Annotated in this window: 20 protein-coding genes; 11 read left to right on the top strand and 9 right to left on the bottom strand. The window is 65.8% G+C overall.

Translation table 11 applies throughout. The annotated features are described in order from the left end of the window. Positions 1-30: 30 nt before the first annotated feature. On the top strand, positions 31-999 hold the full coding sequence (locus tag WIMU1_RS22435) for an isopenicillin N synthase family dioxygenase (protein WP_062800497.1): 969 nt from the start codon (positions 31-33) through the stop codon (positions 997-999). Between the two features lie 103 nt (positions 1,000-1,102). Here WIMU1_RS22435 and WIMU1_RS22430 read toward each other — a convergent pair whose 3' ends face one another. The 5 genes from WIMU1_RS22430 to WIMU1_RS22410 form a co-directional block, all read right to left on the bottom strand. Continuing rightward, a complete protein-coding gene (locus WIMU1_RS22430; protein WP_062800496.1) occupies positions 1,103-1,429 on the bottom strand; it encodes a DMT family transporter in 327 nt (108 codons plus the stop codon). Continuing rightward, complete coding sequence (locus tag WIMU1_RS22425; RefSeq protein WP_062800494.1) at positions 1,426-1,806, bottom strand: DMT family transporter; 381 nt, start codon at positions 1,804-1,806, stop codon at positions 1,426-1,428. The genes WIMU1_RS22430 and WIMU1_RS22425 overlap by 4 nt, the downstream gene beginning before the upstream one ends. Further along, positions 1,803-2,993 (bottom strand): lipase family protein, encoded by a 1,191-nt coding sequence (locus WIMU1_RS22420; RefSeq protein ID WP_062800492.1) that lies wholly within the window; start codon positions 2,991-2,993, stop codon positions 1,803-1,805. The genes WIMU1_RS22425 and WIMU1_RS22420 overlap by 4 nt, the downstream gene beginning before the upstream one ends. 62 nt (positions 2,994-3,055) lie before the next feature. Further along, complete coding sequence (locus WIMU1_RS22415) at positions 3,056-4,585, bottom strand: bifunctional 3-(3-hydroxy-phenyl)propionate/3-hydroxycinnamic acid hydroxylase (protein ID WP_062800490.1); 1,530 nt, start codon at positions 4,583-4,585, stop codon at positions 3,056-3,058. Continuing rightward, positions 4,582-5,874 (bottom strand): glycosyltransferase, encoded by a 1,293-nt coding sequence (locus tag WIMU1_RS22410; protein ID WP_245969079.1) that lies wholly within the window; start codon positions 5,872-5,874, stop codon positions 4,582-4,584. The genes WIMU1_RS22415 and WIMU1_RS22410 overlap by 4 nt, the downstream gene beginning before the upstream one ends. Positions 5,875-6,141: 267 nt before the next feature. On the opposite strand from WIMU1_RS22410, the gene WIMU1_RS22405 reads away from it, so the two are divergent. After that, positions 6,142-7,191, top strand: a complete 1,050-nt coding sequence (locus WIMU1_RS22405) for a type III polyketide synthase (protein WP_062800488.1) — start codon at positions 6,142-6,144, stop codon at positions 7,189-7,191. Between the two features lie 10 nt (positions 7,192-7,201). Here the strand turns inward: WIMU1_RS22405 and WIMU1_RS22400 are convergent, their stop codons facing one another. Further along, positions 7,202-7,747 (bottom strand): CGNR zinc finger domain-containing protein, encoded by a 546-nt coding sequence (locus WIMU1_RS22400; RefSeq protein ID WP_062800486.1) that lies wholly within the window; start codon positions 7,745-7,747, stop codon positions 7,202-7,204. Between the two features lie 77 nt (positions 7,748-7,824). On the opposite strand from WIMU1_RS22400, the gene WIMU1_RS22395 reads away from it, so the two are divergent. From WIMU1_RS22395 to WIMU1_RS22370, 6 genes are all read left to right on the top strand, one after another. Then, positions 7,825-8,799 carry an EamA family transporter gene (locus WIMU1_RS22395; RefSeq protein ID WP_245969081.1) on the top strand — a complete coding sequence of 325 codons (975 nt, stop codon included), beginning with the start codon at positions 7,825-7,827 and terminating at the stop codon, positions 8,797-8,799. A 78-nt stretch (positions 8,800-8,877) separates the two neighbouring features. Next, the gene (locus WIMU1_RS22390) at positions 8,878-9,573 is read left to right on the top strand and encodes a type 1 glutamine amidotransferase domain-containing protein (RefSeq protein ID WP_062800645.1); all 696 of its coding nucleotides are present in this window, start codon (positions 8,878-8,880) and stop codon (positions 9,571-9,573) included. Between the two features lie 144 nt (positions 9,574-9,717). Next, on the top strand, positions 9,718-10,737 hold the full coding sequence (locus tag WIMU1_RS22385) for an LLM class flavin-dependent oxidoreductase (protein WP_062800483.1): 1,020 nt from the start codon (positions 9,718-9,720) through the stop codon (positions 10,735-10,737). A 32-nt stretch (positions 10,738-10,769) separates the two neighbouring features. Beyond that, positions 10,770-11,243, top strand: a complete 474-nt coding sequence (locus WIMU1_RS22380) for a phosphoribosyltransferase (protein WP_023962797.1) — start codon at positions 10,770-10,772, stop codon at positions 11,241-11,243. A 37-nt stretch (positions 11,244-11,280) separates the two neighbouring features. After that, positions 11,281-12,180 carry a YihY/virulence factor BrkB family protein gene (locus WIMU1_RS22375; RefSeq protein ID WP_084248485.1) on the top strand — a complete coding sequence of 300 codons (900 nt, stop codon included), beginning with the start codon at positions 11,281-11,283 and terminating at the stop codon, positions 12,178-12,180. After that, positions 12,177-13,700 carry a phytoene desaturase family protein gene (locus WIMU1_RS22370; RefSeq protein WP_062800481.1) on the top strand — a complete coding sequence of 508 codons (1,524 nt, stop codon included), beginning with the start codon at positions 12,177-12,179 and terminating at the stop codon, positions 13,698-13,700. The genes WIMU1_RS22375 and WIMU1_RS22370 overlap by 4 nt, the downstream gene beginning before the upstream one ends. On the opposite strand, the gene WIMU1_RS22365 is transcribed toward WIMU1_RS22370, so the two are convergent. Next, the gene (locus WIMU1_RS22365; protein ID WP_062800479.1) at positions 13,679-14,380 is read right to left on the bottom strand and encodes a CDP-alcohol phosphatidyltransferase family protein; all 702 of its coding nucleotides are present in this window, start codon (positions 14,378-14,380) and stop codon (positions 13,679-13,681) included. The two genes, WIMU1_RS22370 and WIMU1_RS22365, sit on opposite strands and share 22 nt — an antisense overlap. A gap of 118 nt (positions 14,381-14,498) precedes the next feature. On the opposite strand from WIMU1_RS22365, the gene WIMU1_RS22360 reads away from it, so the two are divergent. The 3 genes from WIMU1_RS22360 (at position 14,499) to WIMU1_RS22350 (ending at position 17,247) form a co-directional block, all read left to right on the top strand. Then, positions 14,499-15,206, top strand: coding sequence for an alpha/beta hydrolase (locus WIMU1_RS22360; RefSeq protein ID WP_062800478.1), 708 nt, complete (start codon positions 14,499-14,501; stop codon positions 15,204-15,206). Then, positions 15,203-15,988 carry a class I SAM-dependent methyltransferase gene (locus WIMU1_RS22355; RefSeq protein WP_062800476.1) on the top strand — a complete coding sequence of 262 codons (786 nt, stop codon included), beginning with the start codon at positions 15,203-15,205 and terminating at the stop codon, positions 15,986-15,988. The genes WIMU1_RS22360 and WIMU1_RS22355 overlap by 4 nt, the downstream gene beginning before the upstream one ends. A 143-nt stretch (positions 15,989-16,131) precedes the next feature. After that, a complete protein-coding gene (locus tag WIMU1_RS22350) occupies positions 16,132-17,247 on the top strand; it encodes a polyprenyl synthetase family protein (RefSeq protein WP_062800474.1) in 1,116 nt (371 codons plus the stop codon). 41 nt (positions 17,248-17,288) lie between these two features. Here WIMU1_RS22350 and crtI read toward each other — a convergent pair whose 3' ends face one another. Both crtI and WIMU1_RS22340 read right to left on the bottom strand, forming a co-directional pair. Then, entirely contained in the window at positions 17,289-18,884 is a 1,596-nt protein-coding gene (gene crtI / locus WIMU1_RS22345; RefSeq protein WP_062800473.1) for a phytoene desaturase family protein, read from the bottom strand. Beyond that, complete coding sequence (locus tag WIMU1_RS22340; protein ID WP_062800471.1) at positions 18,881-19,798, bottom strand: phytoene/squalene synthase family protein; 918 nt, start codon at positions 19,796-19,798, stop codon at positions 18,881-18,883. Before WIMU1_RS22340 ends, crtI begins: the two co-directional genes overlap by 4 nt. Between the last annotated feature and the right edge of the window lie 32 nt (positions 19,799-19,830).

Raw genomic sequence — 19,830 nt, 5'->3', positions numbered from 1 at the left:
ACAGACCTCAGAACGGAAAGTCCTCAGCTCATGACGTACGACATGACCGAATTGCAGCGCGAACGCCGAATGGGCGCAATCGGCACCGAAAGCGCACGCGAGGTGCGGCGCATCTCGTTGGCCGACCTCAGCACCAGACGCGCCGAGATCGCCGATGAATTGTGGTCGGCAGCAACCGACATCGGCTTCTTTCAGGTGGTCGACCACGGTATCGACCTGACCGAGGTACGCCGGGCCTTCGCGATGGCAGAAGCATTCTTCGCACTGCCGGCCGAGGTCAAGGCCCGCTATCCGAAACGATTCAACTCCGGATGGGAGAGCATGACCCAGGTTCGGCCGTCGGTGGGAACCCCGGACCAGAAGGAGTCCTACCAGGTCACCCTCTCGAATATGGATGGACTCTGGCCGTCCGACGACGAACTCGTCGGGTTCACCGACACCATCAAGGCTTTCGAAGCCAGATGCTGGCGCCTGGCGATGGATCTGCTGTCGCTGTTCGCCGAGAAGATGGGTTTCCACCGTGACTTCTTCGCGGCGGCCCACGACCCGACATCGGCCACCTACCAGAGCACCCTGCGTCTGCTGCACTACTTCGCGGTCCCGCAGGACGCCGAACTGACCGGGATGTGGCGAGCGGGAGCGCACACCGATTTCGACTGCCTCACACTGCTTTTCCAGCGAAACGGCCAAGGCGGATTGCAGGTGTGCCCGGGCAAGGAGATGGATTCACAGGAATGGACGTCGGTTGAACCCTCCGACGATGCGATCACCTGCAACATCGGGGACATGCTGATGCGGTGGAGCGACGACGTACTACCGTCCAACTTTCATCGGGTGCGCAGCCCCGGGGCCGGGGACGACCGTGGTGCGCGGTATTCCATCGCCTTCTTCGCCCAGGCCAACAGCGAGGTTGTCATCGAGGGGCCCAGCGGTAAGTACCCGCCGATCACCGCGAAGGACTATCTGCACCAGCGGATCAGTGCGAACTTCGCGAAATAGTTCGAGCGCGTGGTTCCAGCGCGTGGTCACAGCGCGGCTCCGGGTTCGGTACCCGGGGCCGCGTCCTCGACGAATTGTCCGGCGGCGCAAGGCCTGCGAACCGTCAGTGGTGCGACGAACTCAGTTCGATGACCAGGACGCCACAGGCAATCAGGACGATGCCTGCACCCATCACCCAGGTCAGCGGGTCCTTGAAGACCAACCTCGCCACGACCGCGGTCAACGCGACGCCGCACGCGGCCCAGATCCCGTAGGCCACACCGACGGGCATGCCGCCGGCCAAGGTCAGCGACAGGGCGCCGAACGCAACCAGATAACCGACGACGGTCGGAATCAGCCAGATCATCTTGCGGAAGCCGTCCGACGCTCGCAGTGAGAGCGTGCCCGCGACCTCGAAGACGATCGCGATCATCAGGTACGTCCACGTCATTCGGGCGCCTTGGGTTCGTCCGCCGTCTCATGGCCGCCGTGCGAGCCCAATTCGACCAGGAGGACTCCACCGATCACGATCGCGATACCCACTCCGATGCCCACGGTGAACGCATCACCGAAGATGAGAGCGGCCAGCACCGCGGTGAGTGCAACCCCCACGGCCGCCCAGATCCCGTAGGCAACCCCCACCGGCATCCCGGCCCGCAGGACAAGCGCGAGGAAGGCGAACCCTCCGAGGTATCCGGCGACCACCAGAACCAGCCACCGCGCGTCGTCCACCGACGCCCGCAGGGCAAGGGTGGCACTGACCTCGCTGACGATGGCGCAGCCGAGGACAAGCCACTTGTTCGTCGCGATGTTCGAGAGGGTGGTCATCGACGACAGTCATCGCGCACCGGCCCGCCGGCGACCCGGTCGGCCAGGTACCGCGCGATGCCGCTCGTGTCCACATTGCCGTGCCCGGCCCCGGGGCTGTAGGTGATGGTGATCGGGCCACCGAGTTCGCACGCCTTCCGGATTCCGGCGGTGATCCACTCGGGGGCATTGAACCGGTCGGCGCCGCCGTACAAGACGTACAGCGGGGCCGACAACCGTGTGCGCGGCAACGCCATCGACTGCAGCAACGTGCGCAAGCGTTCGGCGGCGGCAGGACTCGACGGCGTGAACTCGGAGGCAGAGATCTGCCGTAGCGCCCGCTCGCGCGCGTTCGACCGCCCGCAGCCACTGAGATCGGTCCACCGCTCCGCAAGGCCACCCTGACGGTAGTTGTTCAGGTCGAAATCGGCATGCCTGCGCGCCAACGACTCCTCCAGCCATTGGAGGATGCCCTGTTGTTCGAGGGTCAAGGTGCCGGCAGCGGCCAGATCCACCATCGGGGTCTTGTCCGTCGACGGAACCTGTGCAACAGCTCCGACAAGGCGGAGTTCCGGCGCATAGTCCGCCGCGAGCTCGTCGGCCGCCCAGCTGGCTGCTCCACCCTGAGAGATGCCGTAGGTCGCCCATGTCGACGACATGCTGGGGAAGACGTGTCGGATGGCGCGTACGGAGTCGATCACCGTTCGGGCCGCCGCATACGGGTCGAGATAGGGGTGGGGTCCACTCGGCGTGCCGAGCCCGGAGTAGTCGGCGAAGGTGACGGCCATCCCCGCACGCAGGTAGTTGCGGACCAACCGGAGCAGGCCATACAGGTCCGGGGTGAGTGAAGGTGCGCAGTCAACGTTGATCCCGGTGGACCCATGTCCGATCGCAAGAATCGGCCAACCGCCCTCCGGCGCCTCCCCCGACGGCACGAACACGGTTCCCGAGACGACGATCGGCCGGTTCTCGATGTCGGTGGATCGGTACAGGATCCGCTTGCCGGACACCTGCGTAGCCTCGGCGCCACCGGACACCCAGTCCGTCACCTCGACCACGTCACCTGGGCCCGGGAACGGTAGATGCGCCGGGTTGGTCCAGCTCGTCTCCTCGCCGTTCGATGTCGAGATGGCATCGCCGCCGCAGCCGGCGAGCACAAGGGCCACAACCAGTGCGGCGAGTGCAACCGCTCGCCTCGTCAGACCCACGGCAGGAACTTACCAGCGGCACCCATGGGCGCAGTGCACGCCGCGGGCTGCGACATTCACGATCATGTCCCGAACGCGCATGTCCTGAACGCGGTGACCCGGCCGGACGTCGACTCCACGGCAGCGATCACCCGGTCGGGTCGAACGAGAACGGCGTTGAGCTGGCCGCTGCGAAGCCACTCGGTGAGTTGGGGTGCGGCCGGGCCGAATTCGCCGACCGCCACTCTGCGTGCGCCAACGGCATCCGTGTGGTCGGCCAGCTCGTCGGTGAACCGACCGTGGTGCACCAGCACCGGGCCGAGCCCCAGCACGTCGTCGGAGCCGGCCACCATCTCACCGCCGGGGCCGGAGCGCAGGACGAATTGGGGGAACAACGCACCGAGTCGACCACTCCCCCGTCGGATGCGCTCCCGTGCGGGCACGCCTCCTCTGCCGACCCGCGGATAGATCAGCCGCGGCCCGATGGTCGCGGCACCTGGCGCACCGCCGAGCCCACGCAACACCGCGTCCACGGCCGCTCTGCCCGGTCCGGGCTCGATGGACATGGCCCTGCCGATCGCTGTTGCCGCGACCACCGACCGCAGGACATGCGGTGCGCGTTCGGTCTGGTAGCTGTCCAACAGACGGTCGTCCGCGCGGCCGTCGAGTACGGCAGCGAGCTTCCAGGTGAGGTTCATCGCATCGCGTTGTCCTGCGCCGAGTCCCTGACCGATGAAGGGCGGGGTGAGATGTGCGGCATCGCCCAGGATGAACAGTGGGCCTGCGCGCCAACGCCGTGCCACCCGCGCGGCGTGCCGGTATCGCGCCGTCCGGACCACCTCGATGTCGCAGCTGTCGGGCAGCGACCTCCGAATCTCACCGAGTGCCCAGAGCGCGTCCGGTTCGCGGTCCAGATCGGTCGGGAGCCGAAACTCCCACCGGTACCGGTCAGCTCCGATTCGCATGAACGTCGATGCTCCAGACCCGGCGCAGACCTGGTGCACGCCCGGCCACATCGTCACCTCGTGGGAGGTACGGACATCGACGACCAGCCACTCCTGGGTGAATCGCAGGTCGCGCCATGCCCCTCCGATGGCTTGCGCCACCGCACTCGAAGCGCCATCGCAACCGAGGACATAGCGTGCGTGCAGCGTGGCGCGGGCACCAGAGTCCCGTCGGACGCTCACCACCGCCCCGTCGGTTCCGGGTGTGATCGCCTCTACGACGGAGCCTTCCATCACCTGGGTTCCCGGGTGTTCGGCCAGGGCGCAGCGCAGTGCCCGTTCCAGGTCCGGCTGATCGAACATCGTGGTCTCACGCCAGCCGCTGTGACCCACGGTGCGATCACGTGCGAACTCCATCAACACCCGGCCCTGCGGATTCACCAAGCGCAAGCCATGTGCGGCTCGCCCGCTGGACGCGAACTCGGTTGCGGCGCCGGCACTTTGCAGTATCCGGTAGACCTCGTCGTCGAGGTGGACAGCGCGAGGCAACGGATGCACACCCCGCCGTCGTTCGACGACCACACAATCAACGCCGTGTGCGGCCAGCAGGCAGGCCGCGGTCAGACCCGTCGGTCCGGCCCCGACCACCACCACCGGCACCGTTGTCATCCGGCCGACCGCGCTTGTCCCCGAGGCGGCCGGGTGAGCGCCCGGCTGATGTTGGCCGGCCCGTCGAGCTGCGCGATCTCATCACCCAGTTCACGAGCACGCCGACGGTACCCCGGATCGCAGAGCACCGTCTCGACCGCGCGACGAATCGCTCGCGGTCGCGCCGATCGGAGCCGAATCCCACACCCGGACCGGACTATTCGGGCGGCGACCTCGTTCTTGTCCTCGGTTGTCCCGGCAACCACCATCGGAACGCCGTGCCTCAAGGCGTAGTGCACCCCGCCCCAGCCGCCGTTGGTGACCAGCACGTCTGCCTTCGGCAGCATGAGATCGAACGGAACGAACTCCGTGACGATCGAATTGGCCGTTCGAACCCGCACCGAGGATTGCGACTTGCCACCTGTTGCAGCGACCACCACGGCATCCATGTCCGCCAGACCGGCCAGGGTCGGTTCCACCAGCTTGCTCAGGTCACCGTTGTCGAGGGTGCCCTGCGTCACCACCACGACTCGCCTCGAGCCGGTCACCTCAGGCCACCATTCCGGCGGATCATGCTGGCTGCCAACCGGATCGAGAACCGGTCCGACGAAATCGAGTCGGCCGGCCAGGTCCCGTCGCGGGTATTCGAACGATGGCGTGGTGAGCACAAAGATGTCGTCTGCCAGCAGTGGCCAATCCAGGATGAACGCGCCGGCACCGTGCCCGACGCATTCACGCACCGCGGTGTCGGCGAGGTGTTGCACCCGGCGCAGCACGAGGTGTTCGGCGCCCACGGTCAGCATTCGGTTGCGCATCATGCCCAGGCGTGTGGTCGACGGCGGGATCCCTGGCCCGAACGGACCCGTGTCCTGGCTGTTCACCATCAACGGCGACGTACAGACCGAACCGACTCTCGGCCGCCGGCCGGCCCGCCGTAGCAGTGGGAGAACGCCCAGGAACAGGTTTTCGGCCAACACCACATCGACGTCGGTCTCGTCCAAGAACGCCGACAGCGCTCGGTATTGGTCGGCGATCTTTGCTGCGAACAGATGCTCGAGGTCAAAACGCGACCGCAGGACGCCGGGCATACGGTGGCGGCCGGGAAAGACCCGGTCGAGGTCGCGGTCATCGAAGTCACACGATGCAGGAAGCGGGACGTGTGCCAGTCCTGCCTCTTCGATGCGGCGGCGAAAGCGGCTGCCGGTGAGAACCACAACGGTCCAGCCGTCCAGTCGGAGTTGTCGGCCGATGGCGATCATCGGCGCCACATGGCCTGTCAGCGGCGCACTGCACAACAAGACACCGGGCACCTGCGAACCTCGTCCTTCCAGCCCCACCGAACTCCCGATGTTGCCACAAGAGCACCATCGTCGACGTCGCCGCGACAGATCGGCAGCCCAAAGGTCGAGCGGCTGAACGACACGCCCTGAAGATCTCCTGAAAATCACGGTCGAACCGGCGCCTCACGGTTGCGGTGGCACCCGATCGGACCTACGTTTGCGTCAGTCACGACGTTCGCACGGATGCGAGAAAACGACTGCCCCAGTTCTTTTGAGACAAGATTCGGACTTCATCTCATGGCTACTGCCTTTGTCAACCAGATCAGCACCGCTGTACCCGACCTCGATGTCCACAACATCTTCGTCGACCACGCGCCCGAACTGATCGAGGAACGGCGCAAGATGCTGTTGTTCCGGCGGATGGCAGAGCGTGCCCAGATCTCTCATCGGTGGTCCGCGGTGGAGGACCCGATCACCTTCTACGGTGGAAACCCGAGCTCGGTCGACACCGAGACACGCATGGTCGAGTACGAGGACAAGGCCCCGAAACTGGCACGCAAGGCCGTTGAAGGCCTCGATCTCGGTGACGCGGCCGACGAGATCACCCACCTGGTGATCGTCACCTGTACCGGATTCTATTCTCCGGGAATCGATTACGACATCATCAAGACCTGTGGCATCAGCCCCAACGTCGACCGCACCCAGATCGGCTTCATGGGCTGTTTCGCCGGTATCACCGGACTCAAGACCGCCGACAACATCGTCCGCGCGAACCCACAGGCGAAAGTCCTGCTCGTGAGTGTCGAACTGTGCTCGGTCCACATGCAGCAGCCCAAGAGCCTGGAATCGATGTTGTCGTTCTTGATCTTCGGGGACGGGTGTGCCGCCGCCGTCATCTCGGCCGATCGATCGGGCATCGAGCTCGACTCGTTCAAACAGGTCATGGTTCCCGATACGCGGGATCTGATCACCTGGCGCATCGGCAACGCCGGCTACGACATGGTTCTTTCCGGCAAGGTCCCCGGGCAGTTGGGCCGCGCACTGAACCAGGAGAACCTCAAACTCATCCTTGCCGGGCGCACCCCCGGCGACATCGATCTCTGGGCGATCCACCCGGGGGGCCGCACCATTCTCGACGCGGTGGAGAACGCACTCGAACTCGAGCCCTCCGCCTTGGAGGTGTCGCGGTACGTGCTCGACAACTACGGCAACATGTCGTCGGCCACCGTGCTGTTCGTGCTCGCCGAGATGATGAAACGGGCAGCCGCGGGAGGCCCGACCGGGATGGGTAGTGCGATGGCATTCGGGCCCGGCCTGACTGCGGAGACGATGCTGTTCCGCCTCTGATCGGCCCCGATCAGTCCTGTTCGGCCCGGCGCCTGCGGTATGCCGCGACGTGGGCCCTGTTGCCACATCCCCCATCACTGCAGAATCGACGAGATCGGTTGCGGGACAAGTCGATGAAGACGAGCCGGCAACCCTCTCCCGCGCATGTCTTCAGTCGGCTCAGCTGATCGGTGCGGATCAGGTCGATCAACGCCATCGCATTCTCTGCGGCCATCCGGTCGGCCAGTGGCGCCTCGGGTTCGGTGACGTGGATATGCCAATCCCAACCGTCGTGGCGGGTGAGGTACGGCCGGGCGTCCGCCTCTCGGAGCATCACGTTCACCTCGTGCGCCGCGTCATCGATCCCGAGTTGCCAGAGGGTGTCGAGCCGGGTGCGCAGTGCTCGCACGGCATCGAGTTCGGCGGCGTCACCGTCCCGGCGGCCCGTGTAGCCCTGGTCGTCGAGGAAGTCGCGGAGCTCGCCGGTGGTGCTCAGCGTGTCGACGTCGTCGCGGCCGGTGTTGATCAACGCGGCAGTGGCCACCAACGCGACATCGGTGTCATGAGCAAATAGCATTTGACTCCTTACCAGCAATCCGTTTAGCTGTCATGAGTGTAAACAGTTTTACTCCTGTCACCCTCATCGGAGGAATCTTGAAGTTCGTTGATGCGCGCACCCTGCCCGGGTTCGGCTTGGTGATGGGCGTGACGTCGGCCGTGTCGTTCGGCACCTCGGGACCGCTCGCCAAGGGACTGATCGACAGCGGCTGGTCCTCGGCCGCGGTGACGGCCGTACGGCTGGGCGCCGGCTCGCTCCTACTCCTCGTTCCGCTGATATTGCTGCGCCGCAACCTGTTTGCCCAGTGGGCCCGATCGCCGATGCTCGTGATCGCCTACGGCATCCTCGGCGTCGCCGTCGTCCAACTCAGCTTCTTCAACGCGGTCCGATACCTCGACGTGCCGGTTGCCCTGCTCATCGAATACTCGGGGCTGATCCTCGTCGTGGCGTACGACTGGCTCATCCGAGGACGCACGCCGACGACCTTGACCGGTATCGGCTGTGTCATCGCACTTGCCGGGCTTGTGATGGTCATCGTCGGCGGGGGCGACATCGGTGACATCGACCCCGTCGGATTCGTGTGGGCCGTCATCGCCGGCGTCGGGCTCGCGGCCTATTTCATCCTGGCCACCGAGGATTTCGGCAAATCGGGTCAGAGCGTGGAGCCATTGGCCCTGACCACCGGTGGATTGCTGCTCGGTACAGCGGTGATCTGCATCGCCGGCGCGCTGGGTCTGCTGCCCATGGCCGCGGGCACCGGGTCCACCGTGCTCGCCGACACCTCGGTGCCCTGGTGGGTGGTCGCACTGGCGATAGCCGGGATCTCCACCAGCCTCGCGTACGTCACCGGCGTACATGCCGTTCGGCTCCTCGGCGCCACTCCCGCCTCGTTCGTGGCGCTCATCGAGGTGCTGTCGTCCGCGGTGGTGTCGTGGTGGCTGCTGGGCCAGACCATGACCGTCGCCCAGCTGGCGGGCGCGGCTGTGCTGCTGTCGGGACTGGTGGCGGTCAACATGGGCGGGCGGCTCAAGAGCGATTCACAACTCGCGGCGCGGGTACCCGTGGAATAACCCGCCGGGGGTCCGGACTTGCACCACAAGGCCGATGAACAGACGGCTGAACCGGACAAAAGTGCAAAGGAGCATGTTGTGGCAAAGGTGTTGTTCGTGATGACCGCCGCCGATCATTGGACCCTGAAGGACGGAAGCAAGCATCCGACCGGTTTCTGGGCCGAGGAGTTCGTGGCGCCCTACGAGGAGTTCACGAACGCCGGCCACGAGGTGGTGGTGGCAACCCCAGGCGGCAAGGTGCCTGGGGTGGACCAGGGCAGCTTGGCCGCCGACGCCAACGGTGGGCAGGACAAGGCCGACGCGATCGCCGCGAAACTCGAGTCGAATGAAGAACTGAAGCATCCGATCTCTCTCGACGACGTTGACCTGAGCCACTACGTGGCAGTTTTCTACCCCGGTGGTCACGGCCCCATGGAAGACCTCGCGGTCGACGAGGTGTCCGGTCGACTGCTGACCGACGCCATCGATTCCGGGCGACCACTGGGCGTGGTGTGCCACGCTCCCGCAGCGTTGCTGGCCGCCACCCGCGATGACGGGTCGTTCACTTTCGCCGGCTACCAGGCCACGGGCTTCTCCAATGCCGAGGAAACCCAGGCAGGCCTGGCCGACAAGGCCCTCTGGCTGCTCCAGGACCGGCTGATCGATCTCGGCGTCGACTACCAGGAGGGCGAGCCCTGGGCACCCAAGGTCGTCGTGGATCGCAACCTCTACACGGGCCAGAACCCAGCGTCGTCCGCTCCGCTTGCGCAGAGGATCCTCGGCGACCTCGGCTGACCACCATTTGGTGCATGGGCGCCGGCAACGACGAGCGGTCGAAGAGACCGATCAGCCCCGTCGTTGCCGGCGTCTTGTTGTCGGCGTCTTCTGTACGGGGCCATGGCGCGGAATTAAACGGACCGTGGTTTCATTTACAGTGTCATGAAGAACATCGGATTCTTGTCGTTCGGGCACTGGTCGGATTCACCCGGTTCGCAGACCCGGTCAGCCGCAGACACTTTGCTGCAGTCGATCGATCTCGCGGTCGCGGCCGAGGAACTCGGCGCTGATGGCGCCTATTTCCGTGTGCATCACTTCGCTCGGCAGCTGGCGTCGCCATTTCCACTCCTAGCCGCAGTCGGCGCGCGGACCAGCCGCATCGAGATCGGGACCGGCGTCATCGACATGCGCTACGAGAACCCGATGTACATGGCTGAGGACGCCGGCTCTGCGGATCTCATCTCGGGCGGCCGACTGCAGCTCGGGATCAGCCGTGGTTCGCCCGAGCAGGTGATCGATGGCTACCGGTATTTCGGCTATGCGCCGAATGAGGACGCCTCGGACGCGGACATGGCCCGCCAGCACACCGATGTCTTCCTCAAGGTCATCGACAACGCCAAGTTCGCCCAACCGAACCCGTCGCCGATGTTCCCCAATCCCCCTGGCCTGCTGGGCATCGAGCCCCAATCGCCAGGCTTGCGAGACCGCATCTGGTGGGGCGCCGGTACACGGGCCACCGCGGAGTGGACAGCCGAGCAAGGGATGAACCTGATGAGTTCAACCCTGCTGACCGAAGACACCGGAGTGCCCTTTCATCAACTGCAGGCCGAACAGATCGAGCGTTTCCGCGAGACCTGGAAGTCGGCCGGACACAAGCGCGAGCCGCGAGTGTCCGTCAGCCGCAGCATCTTTGCCCTTGTCGACGATCGGGACCGCGCCTATTTCGGGCGTGGCGGACAAGATGCCGATCAGGTGGGCATCATCGACGGGACCACGGCGCGATTCGGCCGGAGCTATGCCGACGAACCAGACCGGTTGATCGAACAGCTCCGCGAGGACGAGGCCATCGCTGCAGCGGACACCCTCCTTCTCACCGTGCCGAACCAGCTCGGTGCCGACTACAACGCACACGTCATCGAATCGATCCTGACGCACGTCGCCCCCGCCCTCGGTTGGCGCTGACATCGTCTGCGCCTGCGTGCGACCATGGCTCGATGAGCGAACGCGAAGTACTCACCTGGGATCTGTTCGGGGCGGCGAGTCGTGACCTCGCTCAGACGGTCGCCGATTCCGGGTTCGCGCCCGACGTGGTGCTCGGTATCGCGCGCGGGGGCCTGGTGCCTGCCGGGGCGCTGGCGTACGCGCTCGACTGCAAATCACTGTTCACGATGAACGTCGAGTTCTACACCGGTGTGGGCACCACGCTCGACGAACCGGTGATACTCCCGCCCATCCTCGATGCGACCGAACTGGACGGCCTGACCGTACTCGTCGTCGACGACGTCGCGGACAGTGGAAAGACACTGGAACTCGTACACACCTTCTGTCGCAACCACGCCTCCGAGGTACGGACGGCGGTGTTGTACGAGAAGCCCGCATCGGTGATCAAGGCCGACTACACCTGGCGGTACACCGACCGCTGGATCAACTTCCCCTGGTCCACCGAGCCGCCCATCACGCCTCGCTGATCAGGGTGGATGTGCAGCCGTTCAGTCGAGCCGCGCAGTGGGCGCCGTGATCGATCTGCGCACACTGACCGGCGAGACCGCCGTTGTTCTCCGCGGAGCGAGACGACGTCTGGCCGGCGGCGACATCGCCGGTGCTGCCGCCACGCTGACCTACTTCGCAGCGATCGCCATCGTCCCCTGGTTCCTGCTCGCGATGTGGAGCACCACGTGGTTCGAACCCGACCTGCAGGCACAGCAGGAGCTGCTGGCGCTGCGGGTCCTCATCCCGCCTGACATGGGGGCACGACCGGCGTACGACGCACTGGTCGAGGCCGGGGTACAGATGGACCCACTCAAAGCACTTGTCCTGTTGTTCCCGGCATCGTTCTACGGCGAAGGTCTGCGGCGCGCGTGTCTGGCAATCTCGCCCGAACCCGACCGGTTCACCGGATGGAGAGCCCGGGCCCGCGTTTTGGCCTTGCTCATCGCGATACCGGTCTTCGGACTGGTGTTCCGGACCGTGGGCGAGCAGCTCGTCACCTTCGCACCCGAGGGCGGTGGCACAGGCAGCGCGGGCGACCTGATCTTCCGCACCTGGATCGGCTTCCTCGCCACGTGGCTGGTGCTCTCGGTGGCACTCGTCTGGGTGTATCGCGCTGTGACACCGGGCAACCCGAGATGGTGGGTGGCAGCGGTCGGCGCAGTCACCACCGCGTCGTTCATGGCCGGATTCCTCCAGGGCTTCGCGTTGTTCCTGTCGCTGCCCATCGACGTCGGGATCCCCTACGCGGGTCTCGATGTCATCGGCGGTGTGGTCGCGGTCGGTCTGTGGCTCTGGATCCTGCATATGGTGGTGATCATGGGGTGGGCGGTGACACGATCCCTCGACACCGTGGTGGACGGCCGGCGTGGGGCCGAACCCGACCACACCAGCAATGATCCGGAGGAAAAAGCTTGAGCCACATCGTTGTTGTCGGAGCGGGTGTGGGCGGATTGGCCGCAGCAACACGTCTGGCGGCACAGGGGCACGCTGTCACCCTCGTCGAACAAGCCGCCACGGTCGGCGGCAAGCTCGGTGTGGAGAAGATCGACGACTTCGTGTTCGACACGGGCCCATCCCTGTTGACTCTCCCCCAGGTCCTCGACGATCTGTTCGCCGCAACCGGCGGCGGCTCGGCATCCGACGAACTCGGACTGCAACGCCTCGACATCGCCTGCCGGTACACCTTCCCCGATGGCGCCGTCCTCGATCTCCCCGGAGAGATGCGCGACATCCCCGCCGCGCTCGACGCGGCACTGGGCGATGGCCGAGGCGCACAGTGGAGTGCATTCTCCGAGCGTGCCCAACGGATCTGGGACGTCACCCGCATCCCGTTCCTGGAATCACCGATCGACGTCCGCACGATGCTCGGACTCTCCCGCCACCTGGATGAGCTCGCGGCGGTGGCACCGTGGCGGTCGTTGCGCGGGATCGGCAAATCGTATCTGTCCGATCCCCGCCTACGGATGTTGCTCGACCGATACGCGACGTACACCGGGTCTGATCCCCGCCGTGCCCCGGCCGCGCTGGCGAGCGTGCCGTACGCGGAGCAGGCTTTTGGATCCTGGTACGTGGCCGGGGGTCTGGGGCGTATCGCTGCTGCGCTACTCGATCGCGCGCTGACCCTGGGCGTCGACGTACGTCTTGGTACGAAGGTCACCGAGATCGTCTCGGACGCAACAGGTGTCACCGGTGTTCGGGTCGACGACGGCGGGGTCATCTCCGCGGATGCGGTGGTGGCCAACGCCGATGCACACCAGGTCTACAACACGTTGCTCACGGCCCGCCGTTGGCCGATCCGGCAGGCGCGATGGCGCCTGCGCCGCACCACCCGTTCGCTGTCCGGCTTCGTGATCCTGCTGGCATTGCAGAACGCCCCTGCCGGTCAGCCACACCACCATGTGATGTTTGCCGAAGACTACGACGACGAGTTCGACGCGGTCTTCGGCCGTCATGGTCGGGCCCGTCCGGTTCCTCGTCCGACGATTTATGTCAGCGCTCCCCCCGACCCGGCGATCGTTCCGCACGAGGGCGCGGGTGCGTGGTTCGTTCTTGTCAACGCGCCTCCGCACGACCCCGAATCGGGTACCGATTGGGACGCCCCCGGCCTGGGCGACCGGTACGCCGACCAGATCTTGGACCTGATGGCCGACCGCGGGCTGGATGTACGTGGCGAGGTCACGAACCGGGTGATCATCAGCCCGGCCGATCTGCAGCGACGGACGATGACACCGGGCGGCTCCATCTACGGCACGTCGTCCAATGGTGCGATGGCGGCATTTTTGCGGCCGGCCAACAGATCGCCCGTTCCTGGCCTGTTCCTCGTCGGCGGCTCGGCCCATCCGGGCGGCGGCCTGCCGTTGGTGATGATGTCGGCCAAGATCGTCGCCGACATGATCGGGGACGCTGAGGGCAGTCAGTCCTCGAGTTCCGAGTGAACAGCGACCAGTAACTGCGCAAGGCCCGCAACCGCCAACACGGTTGCGATGATGGAGTAGATGGTCACGAGGGTGACGCCGTCGAGGGCCGGCAGCACGTCGATCCCCGAGCGCCTGGCACCCCACTCGATCGCGCTGGTGGCGGTGGCGAAGGATGCGACTATCACCCGCGATGGACGCTCCCACCACGTCAGCACTCCAGGCCCCTCCATCCCGGTGGCCTGCGCGTGCGCACGTACCGACTCGAGCAGCAACGTGAGCAGAGCGAGCGAAACCCCGAGCCACGCAGGGGCACCGAGGACAACCAGCGTGAGGATCAGCAACAGGTCCGAACAGCGGTCGGCGAACGGGTCGAGCACCCGGCCCCACCGCGACGCCTTGCCTGCGCGTACCGCGATCGCTCCGTCAACACCGTCGAGCACAGCGCCGACGAGGATCACGAGCATGGCCACCATGGGCCACGCGGCACCGGCCGAGGCGATCAGCGGAACGGCCGCCATGACCGCGACTCCCGCGACCGTGACCGTGCTGGGGCTGACACCTGCGCGCACCAACGGGGTGGCGCATGTGTGAGCGATACGAACCCAGCCGCTGATCCACATCGAACTCCGGGGATCGATACCGCCATGCAGACGCGACCAACCGGCATACGCTTCTTCACGGGAAAACACGGGCCGCATGAGTACTGATACCTCCGATCTGCGACTCGCAAACCCGACCGCACCGTGGCGTACGCCATGAACCGGCAACGTGGGTGCAGGGCCGGGACGCACTTCGATCGAGCCGAGGAAGGAAGCCGTGGCCACCTTTGCGTTCATCCACGGGGCCGGGGATGTCGGCTGGTATTGGCACCTCGTGGAATCCGATCTACGCACGCGGGGACACGACACCGTGGCACCTGATCTGCCCTGCGGAGACGGCTCTGCCGGCGTCGCCGAGTATGCCGACACGATTGCCACTGCGGTGAGCGATCGGTCCGACATCGTTGTCGTCGCGCATTCGGCGGGCGGACTCACCGCTCCCCTCGTCTGTGAGCGGGTCGCCGTCGAGTTGCTCGTTCTGGTCGCGCCGATGATCCCGACCGCCGGTGAGGCACCCGGCGATTACTTCACCAACACCCGCCTCGGCGACGAAAAGCGCACGCACTACGACGATGTTGTCGCGCTGTTCTATCACGACGTGCCGCCGGAGTTGGCCGCGCAGGCCGTGGCGAAAGGTCGCGATGAGTCCGAGGCGCGGGCCGAGGAACCGACACCTCTGCGCGCCTGGCCTGATGTCCCCACCCGAGTGCTGATCTGCCGGGAGGACCGGGTGTTCCCTGCTGCCTACCTACGCCGGGTGGTCTCCGAGCGACTCGGCATCACCCCGGACGAGATGGACGGCGGACACACCCCCGCGCTCAGTCGACCACTCGACTTGGCAGCCCGCCTCCACACCTACGCGGCCGAGCAGGGCCTGGCGCCTGCGAGCGTCGGGCAGGAGACCAGCGGCCAGGTGCTGCCATGACAGACATCTACGACGGTTACGACGCCGAATTGTCGCTCTACGACGAACCACTGCATCGGGCCTGCGCGATCAGAGCCGGCGACCGCGTTCTCGACATCGGGTGTGGAACCGGACACTCCACGCGTCAGGGGGCGCGAACAGCTCACGCCGGCAATGCCTTCGGGATCGACATCTCCGAATCCGCCATCGAGCGAGCCCGCGAAATCGCTGATGCCGAGCGACTTTCAACCGTGACGTTCGAGGTCGCGGACGCACAGACCCACCCGTTCACACCGGGCGGCTTCGATGTGGCGATCAGCCGCTTTGGAACCATGTTCTTCGGCGACCCGGTCGCAGCGTTCACCAACATCGGACGCGCGATACGGCCGGGCGGGCGACTGGCCATGCTCGTGTGGCAGGCACGCGAGCACAACGAATGGAGCTCGGCCATCGCCCGTGCCCTCGCCGCGACCGGCCCGTCGGGCCCCGGTCAGGTACCCGATGCGTTCTCACTCGCCGATCCATCAACCGTCACGGCGATCATGAGTGATGCCGGGTTTGTCGACGTCGTCGTCGACGGCGTCCATGAGCCGGTCTTCTACGGCCGAGATGTCCACGCCGCCCTCGATTGGGTCGGTGGCTTCGGGAACGTTGCCGGCACGATGGCACGGCTGAGTCCGCCCGAGGCGGAACAGGCGACGGGGCGTTTGCGCGACATGCTGGCGAGCCACCAACGTGCAGACGGTGTCTGGTTCGACGCGCGGGCCTGGCTCGTCACGGCCCGCGTGCCCGAAGCTCAGTGACCTGATCGCCTGCGGGAACGGTTGCCTGTGTAAACCGGCCATCAGTCGATGCGCCGACCACCCATCCGATTCGTGTTCTGTTCCGAAGCAACCAATGCAACGACTCAACAGTTTGATCGCCGCTCGGGGACGGAGAACGCCACATGACGTCAGTAGATCACCACACCGAGGCGCCGATCTCGAACGATCTGCTCCAGGACCGAAGCCACGAGATCGTCACTGCTGTCAACGCCGTGCTCACCGCCCATGTCTCCGACCACTCGGCCGCGATGAGCGATCTGAGCGCGGAGGTCACACCCCTGGCCACGGCTGTCACCGACAGCCTGGACCGCGGGAAACGGCTGCGCGCTCAGTTCTGCATGTGGGGTTCGTACGGTGTGACCGGAGGCGAACTGGCTGCCGGCGTCGCCGAGATGGCAGCGGCGATCGAGCTCTTCCACTTCGCCGCACTTGTGCACGACGACCTGATGGACAACAGCGACACCAGGCGCGGCCTGCCCACGATGCACCGCCACTTCACGGCCGAACACGCGCGCCAGCAACGACTCGGCGACGGTGACGAACACGGCTCGGCGGCTGCCATCCTGGTCGGCGACATGTGCCTGTCGTGGTCCGACGACTTGTCCGCGATGGCCACCGACGCTCTCGATCCGAGGTCACGCCGCGCGGTTCGGGCGATCTGGTCGCAGATGCGCGACGAGGCCTATGCGGGCCAATACCTCGACATGCTCAGCCAGACCGAGGCCGCCACCTCCCGCCGCCGCGCCGACCTCATCCTGCGATTGAAGAGCGCCAAGTACACGATCAGCCATCCGCTCCGACTCGGTGGCGCGATCGCCGGTGCCGATGACACGCTCCTGCACCTCTACGACCAGATCGGGCTGACCGCCGGCGAAGCCTTCCAGCTGCGTGACGATCTCCTGGGTGTGTTCGGCGACCCTCAGATCACCGGTAAACCAGCGATCGACGATGTTCGTGAAGGCAAGCGCACCCTGCTGATGGCAGTCGCCGAATCGCGCGCCGACAACGCGCAGAAAGACATCCTGAGGCGCTCGCTGGGCAATCCCGAACTGACCGACGCCGACCTCGAGGCCGTGCGTTCGGTGCTCACCGAGACCCGCGCCGATCAGGCCATCGAAGCGCGGATCGGCGAACTCACCAGCGACGCTATAGAAATCGTGGACACACTACCGGTGGACGCCGTGACCCGGCAGGCTTTGACCACCCTCATCGAGAAGTGCGTCTGGCGCCAAGCCTGAGCGATCTCTTCGGCAAGGCGCGTCAGTGTGACGGGCAGATGTCAGTGTGATGGACCGACGGTCCGATCTCCCTTGAGGCGTTTGCGGATGAGCTCGGCGCTGATCAAACACATCGGCAGACCGATGCCGGGGCGGGTACTCGACCCGGCATAAAACAGGCCCTCGACCTTGTGGGAGCGGTTGGTGGCGCGCAGAAACGCACTCTGCCGCAATGTATGCGCCGGACCGAGTGCACCACCCGACCACGAGTTGACGTTGTCGACGAAGTCGGCCGGCCCCACCGACCGCCGGACGACGATCCGCTCGGCGAGATCCGGGATGTTCGCCCACCAGGCGATCGTCGCAACAGCCTGGTCCACGACCTTCTCGATGTCGGGAGCGCCGGCACCGTCGATGCCCCCATGTCCCAGACCGGGATCCGGAGGCGAGGGCACCAAGATGAAGATGTTCTCGTGATCTGCTGGCGCCACCGAGTCGTCCGTCGCGGACGGGCGGCACACGTACAGCGATGCGGGATCCGGCATGTGCGTCGGGGACTCGAAGATCGCGTCGAAGTTGGTTGTCCAGTCGTCGGTGAAGAACAGCGAATGATGAGCCAGTTCAGGAAGACTCCCCTGCACACCCAGATACGCCAGGACAGCGCCGGGCCCCGAAGTCGCCTTGTCCCACCACCGTTGCGGGAACGTCTGCAGATGCTCCGGCAGCAGCCGGGTCTCCACGTGGTGCAGGTCGGCGGCGCCCACGACGATGTCGGCCGCGATATCCCGTTGAGTCCCATGACCGTCGGCGACCCGCACCCCGACAACCTCGTCGCGGCGTCGCCCGATTGCCCGGCGACCCCGCCTGCCGTCGGCCCTCGGGCGGGTGAGGATTGCGGTCGCTGCCGTACCGGTGTGCAATCGCACCCCGTTGTCGGCGGCCAGCCTGGACAGCGCGTCGACAAACGTGGTGAAACCCCCGTTGGGGTAACGGACCCCGTCAGCGAGATCAAGCCAGCTCATCAGGTGGTAGATGGCCGGGGTGCGTTCCGGAGAAGAACCGAGGAACACCGCCGGGTAGCCGAGGACCTGCTGCAGTCGTCGATCCGAGAATCGTTGCGAGACAAATGATTGCAAGGACCTGGTGAGCAGCTCGGCCAGCTTCGGCGCGTTGCGCAACACGTCTCGGCCGAGGAAGGCTCGCGGAGAATCGAAACTCGTGTAGAGGAAACGTTTGACGGCGATGTCGTAGGCATGCCGGGCGGAGTCGAGGTAATCGCCCAAGCCCGCTCCGGCACCTGGCTCGATGCTCTCGAACAGTGCCCGGTTTCGTTCCTCGTCACCTTCGACATCGATCTTCTCGTCGGCGCCCTCGAAGAACACCCGATAGCCCGGTTCGAGACGAACCAGGTCGACCTGCTCTTCGGTGGACGTCCCGAGCAGATCGAAGAAGTGGTCGAACACCTCGGGCATCAGCCACCACGACGGTCCGGTGTCGAAACGGAATCCTTCGTGCTCCCAGGAGCCGGCACGGCCACCGAGATCATCGTTCTTCTCGACCAAGTCGACGTCGTGGCCGTCATGGGCCAACAGGGCAGCGGTGGCCAGCCCCGCAACACCACCGCCGATGATGACTACTTTTTTCGATGGTGCGGTCACTTGAAGCTGTTCTCCGTATCGATGTCGTGAGGTCGCCCACGGCGCAGGGCTGCTCTGGCCGCGATGCGAGCCTTCTCCGGCGTGGGCACGCGCACCCTGGTCAGCCGAGCTTGCGCCGCCGTCGTCGCCCTCAGGCGCCGGGTAAGTTCGGCGAACAGGTCGTGCGCGGTACACACTGCCACGCGCGAGCCTCGCGGTAGCCGTGGAATGACCTCCGCGGCCGCGGCCAGGTCCATCTCGATGTCGTCGAGCCAGCTGCTCCAGATCTCTTCGTCGAGGTCGTCGGGTTGGAGGCCGACAAGATATTGCCGTCCGAGTCCGTCGCTGTCGTCGCCGAAGTCCCGGAGGAAGTTGATCTTCTGGAATGCGGCACCGAGGCGCTGGGCGCCGGGCGCCAGCTCCGCGTAACGACCGGAGGGGTTGGGTTCACCGGCCACGAATGCGCACAGGCACATCAGGCCGATCACTTCAGCTGAGCCGTAGATGTAGCTCCCGAGGCTGGCGAAGTCGTGCTTTGTGCGCTGTAGGTCTGTGCGCATCGAATGGAAGAACGGGGCGACGAGTTCCTTGTCGATCCCGACTCGACGAGCGGTCCTCGCGAACGCGTGAACAACAAGATTGGCACTCGATCCCGTTTCGATCGCCGCGAAGGTGTCCTGTTCGAGCTTGTCGAGCTCCACCAGCCGGTCGACGCCGTCCTGGCCGGGCCGGGGGGCGTCCACCACTTCGTCTGCTATCCGTACCAATGCGTAGATGTTGCGGACGTCTTGCCGCACCTGCCCACCGAGCATTCGGGTCGCGAGCCCGAAAGACGAGGAGTAGCAACGGATCACCAGCGCCGCGCTGGCGTCGGCTGCCGCGTCGTACCGCAGGTACGGCGCCATCGCATCCATGCGCCCACGTGTTTGCACCATTCGACTCGCCCTCGCTTTCGGTCCACCGGCTC

It is taken from the genome of Williamsia muralis NBRC 105860 (assembly GCF_001598915.1).
GTDB lineage: Bacteria > Actinomycetota > Actinomycetes > Mycobacteriales > Mycobacteriaceae > Williamsia > Williamsia muralis.
The sequence above is the reverse complement of the archived record's forward strand: the minus strand, read 5'-3'. Positions and strand labels throughout refer to the sequence as shown.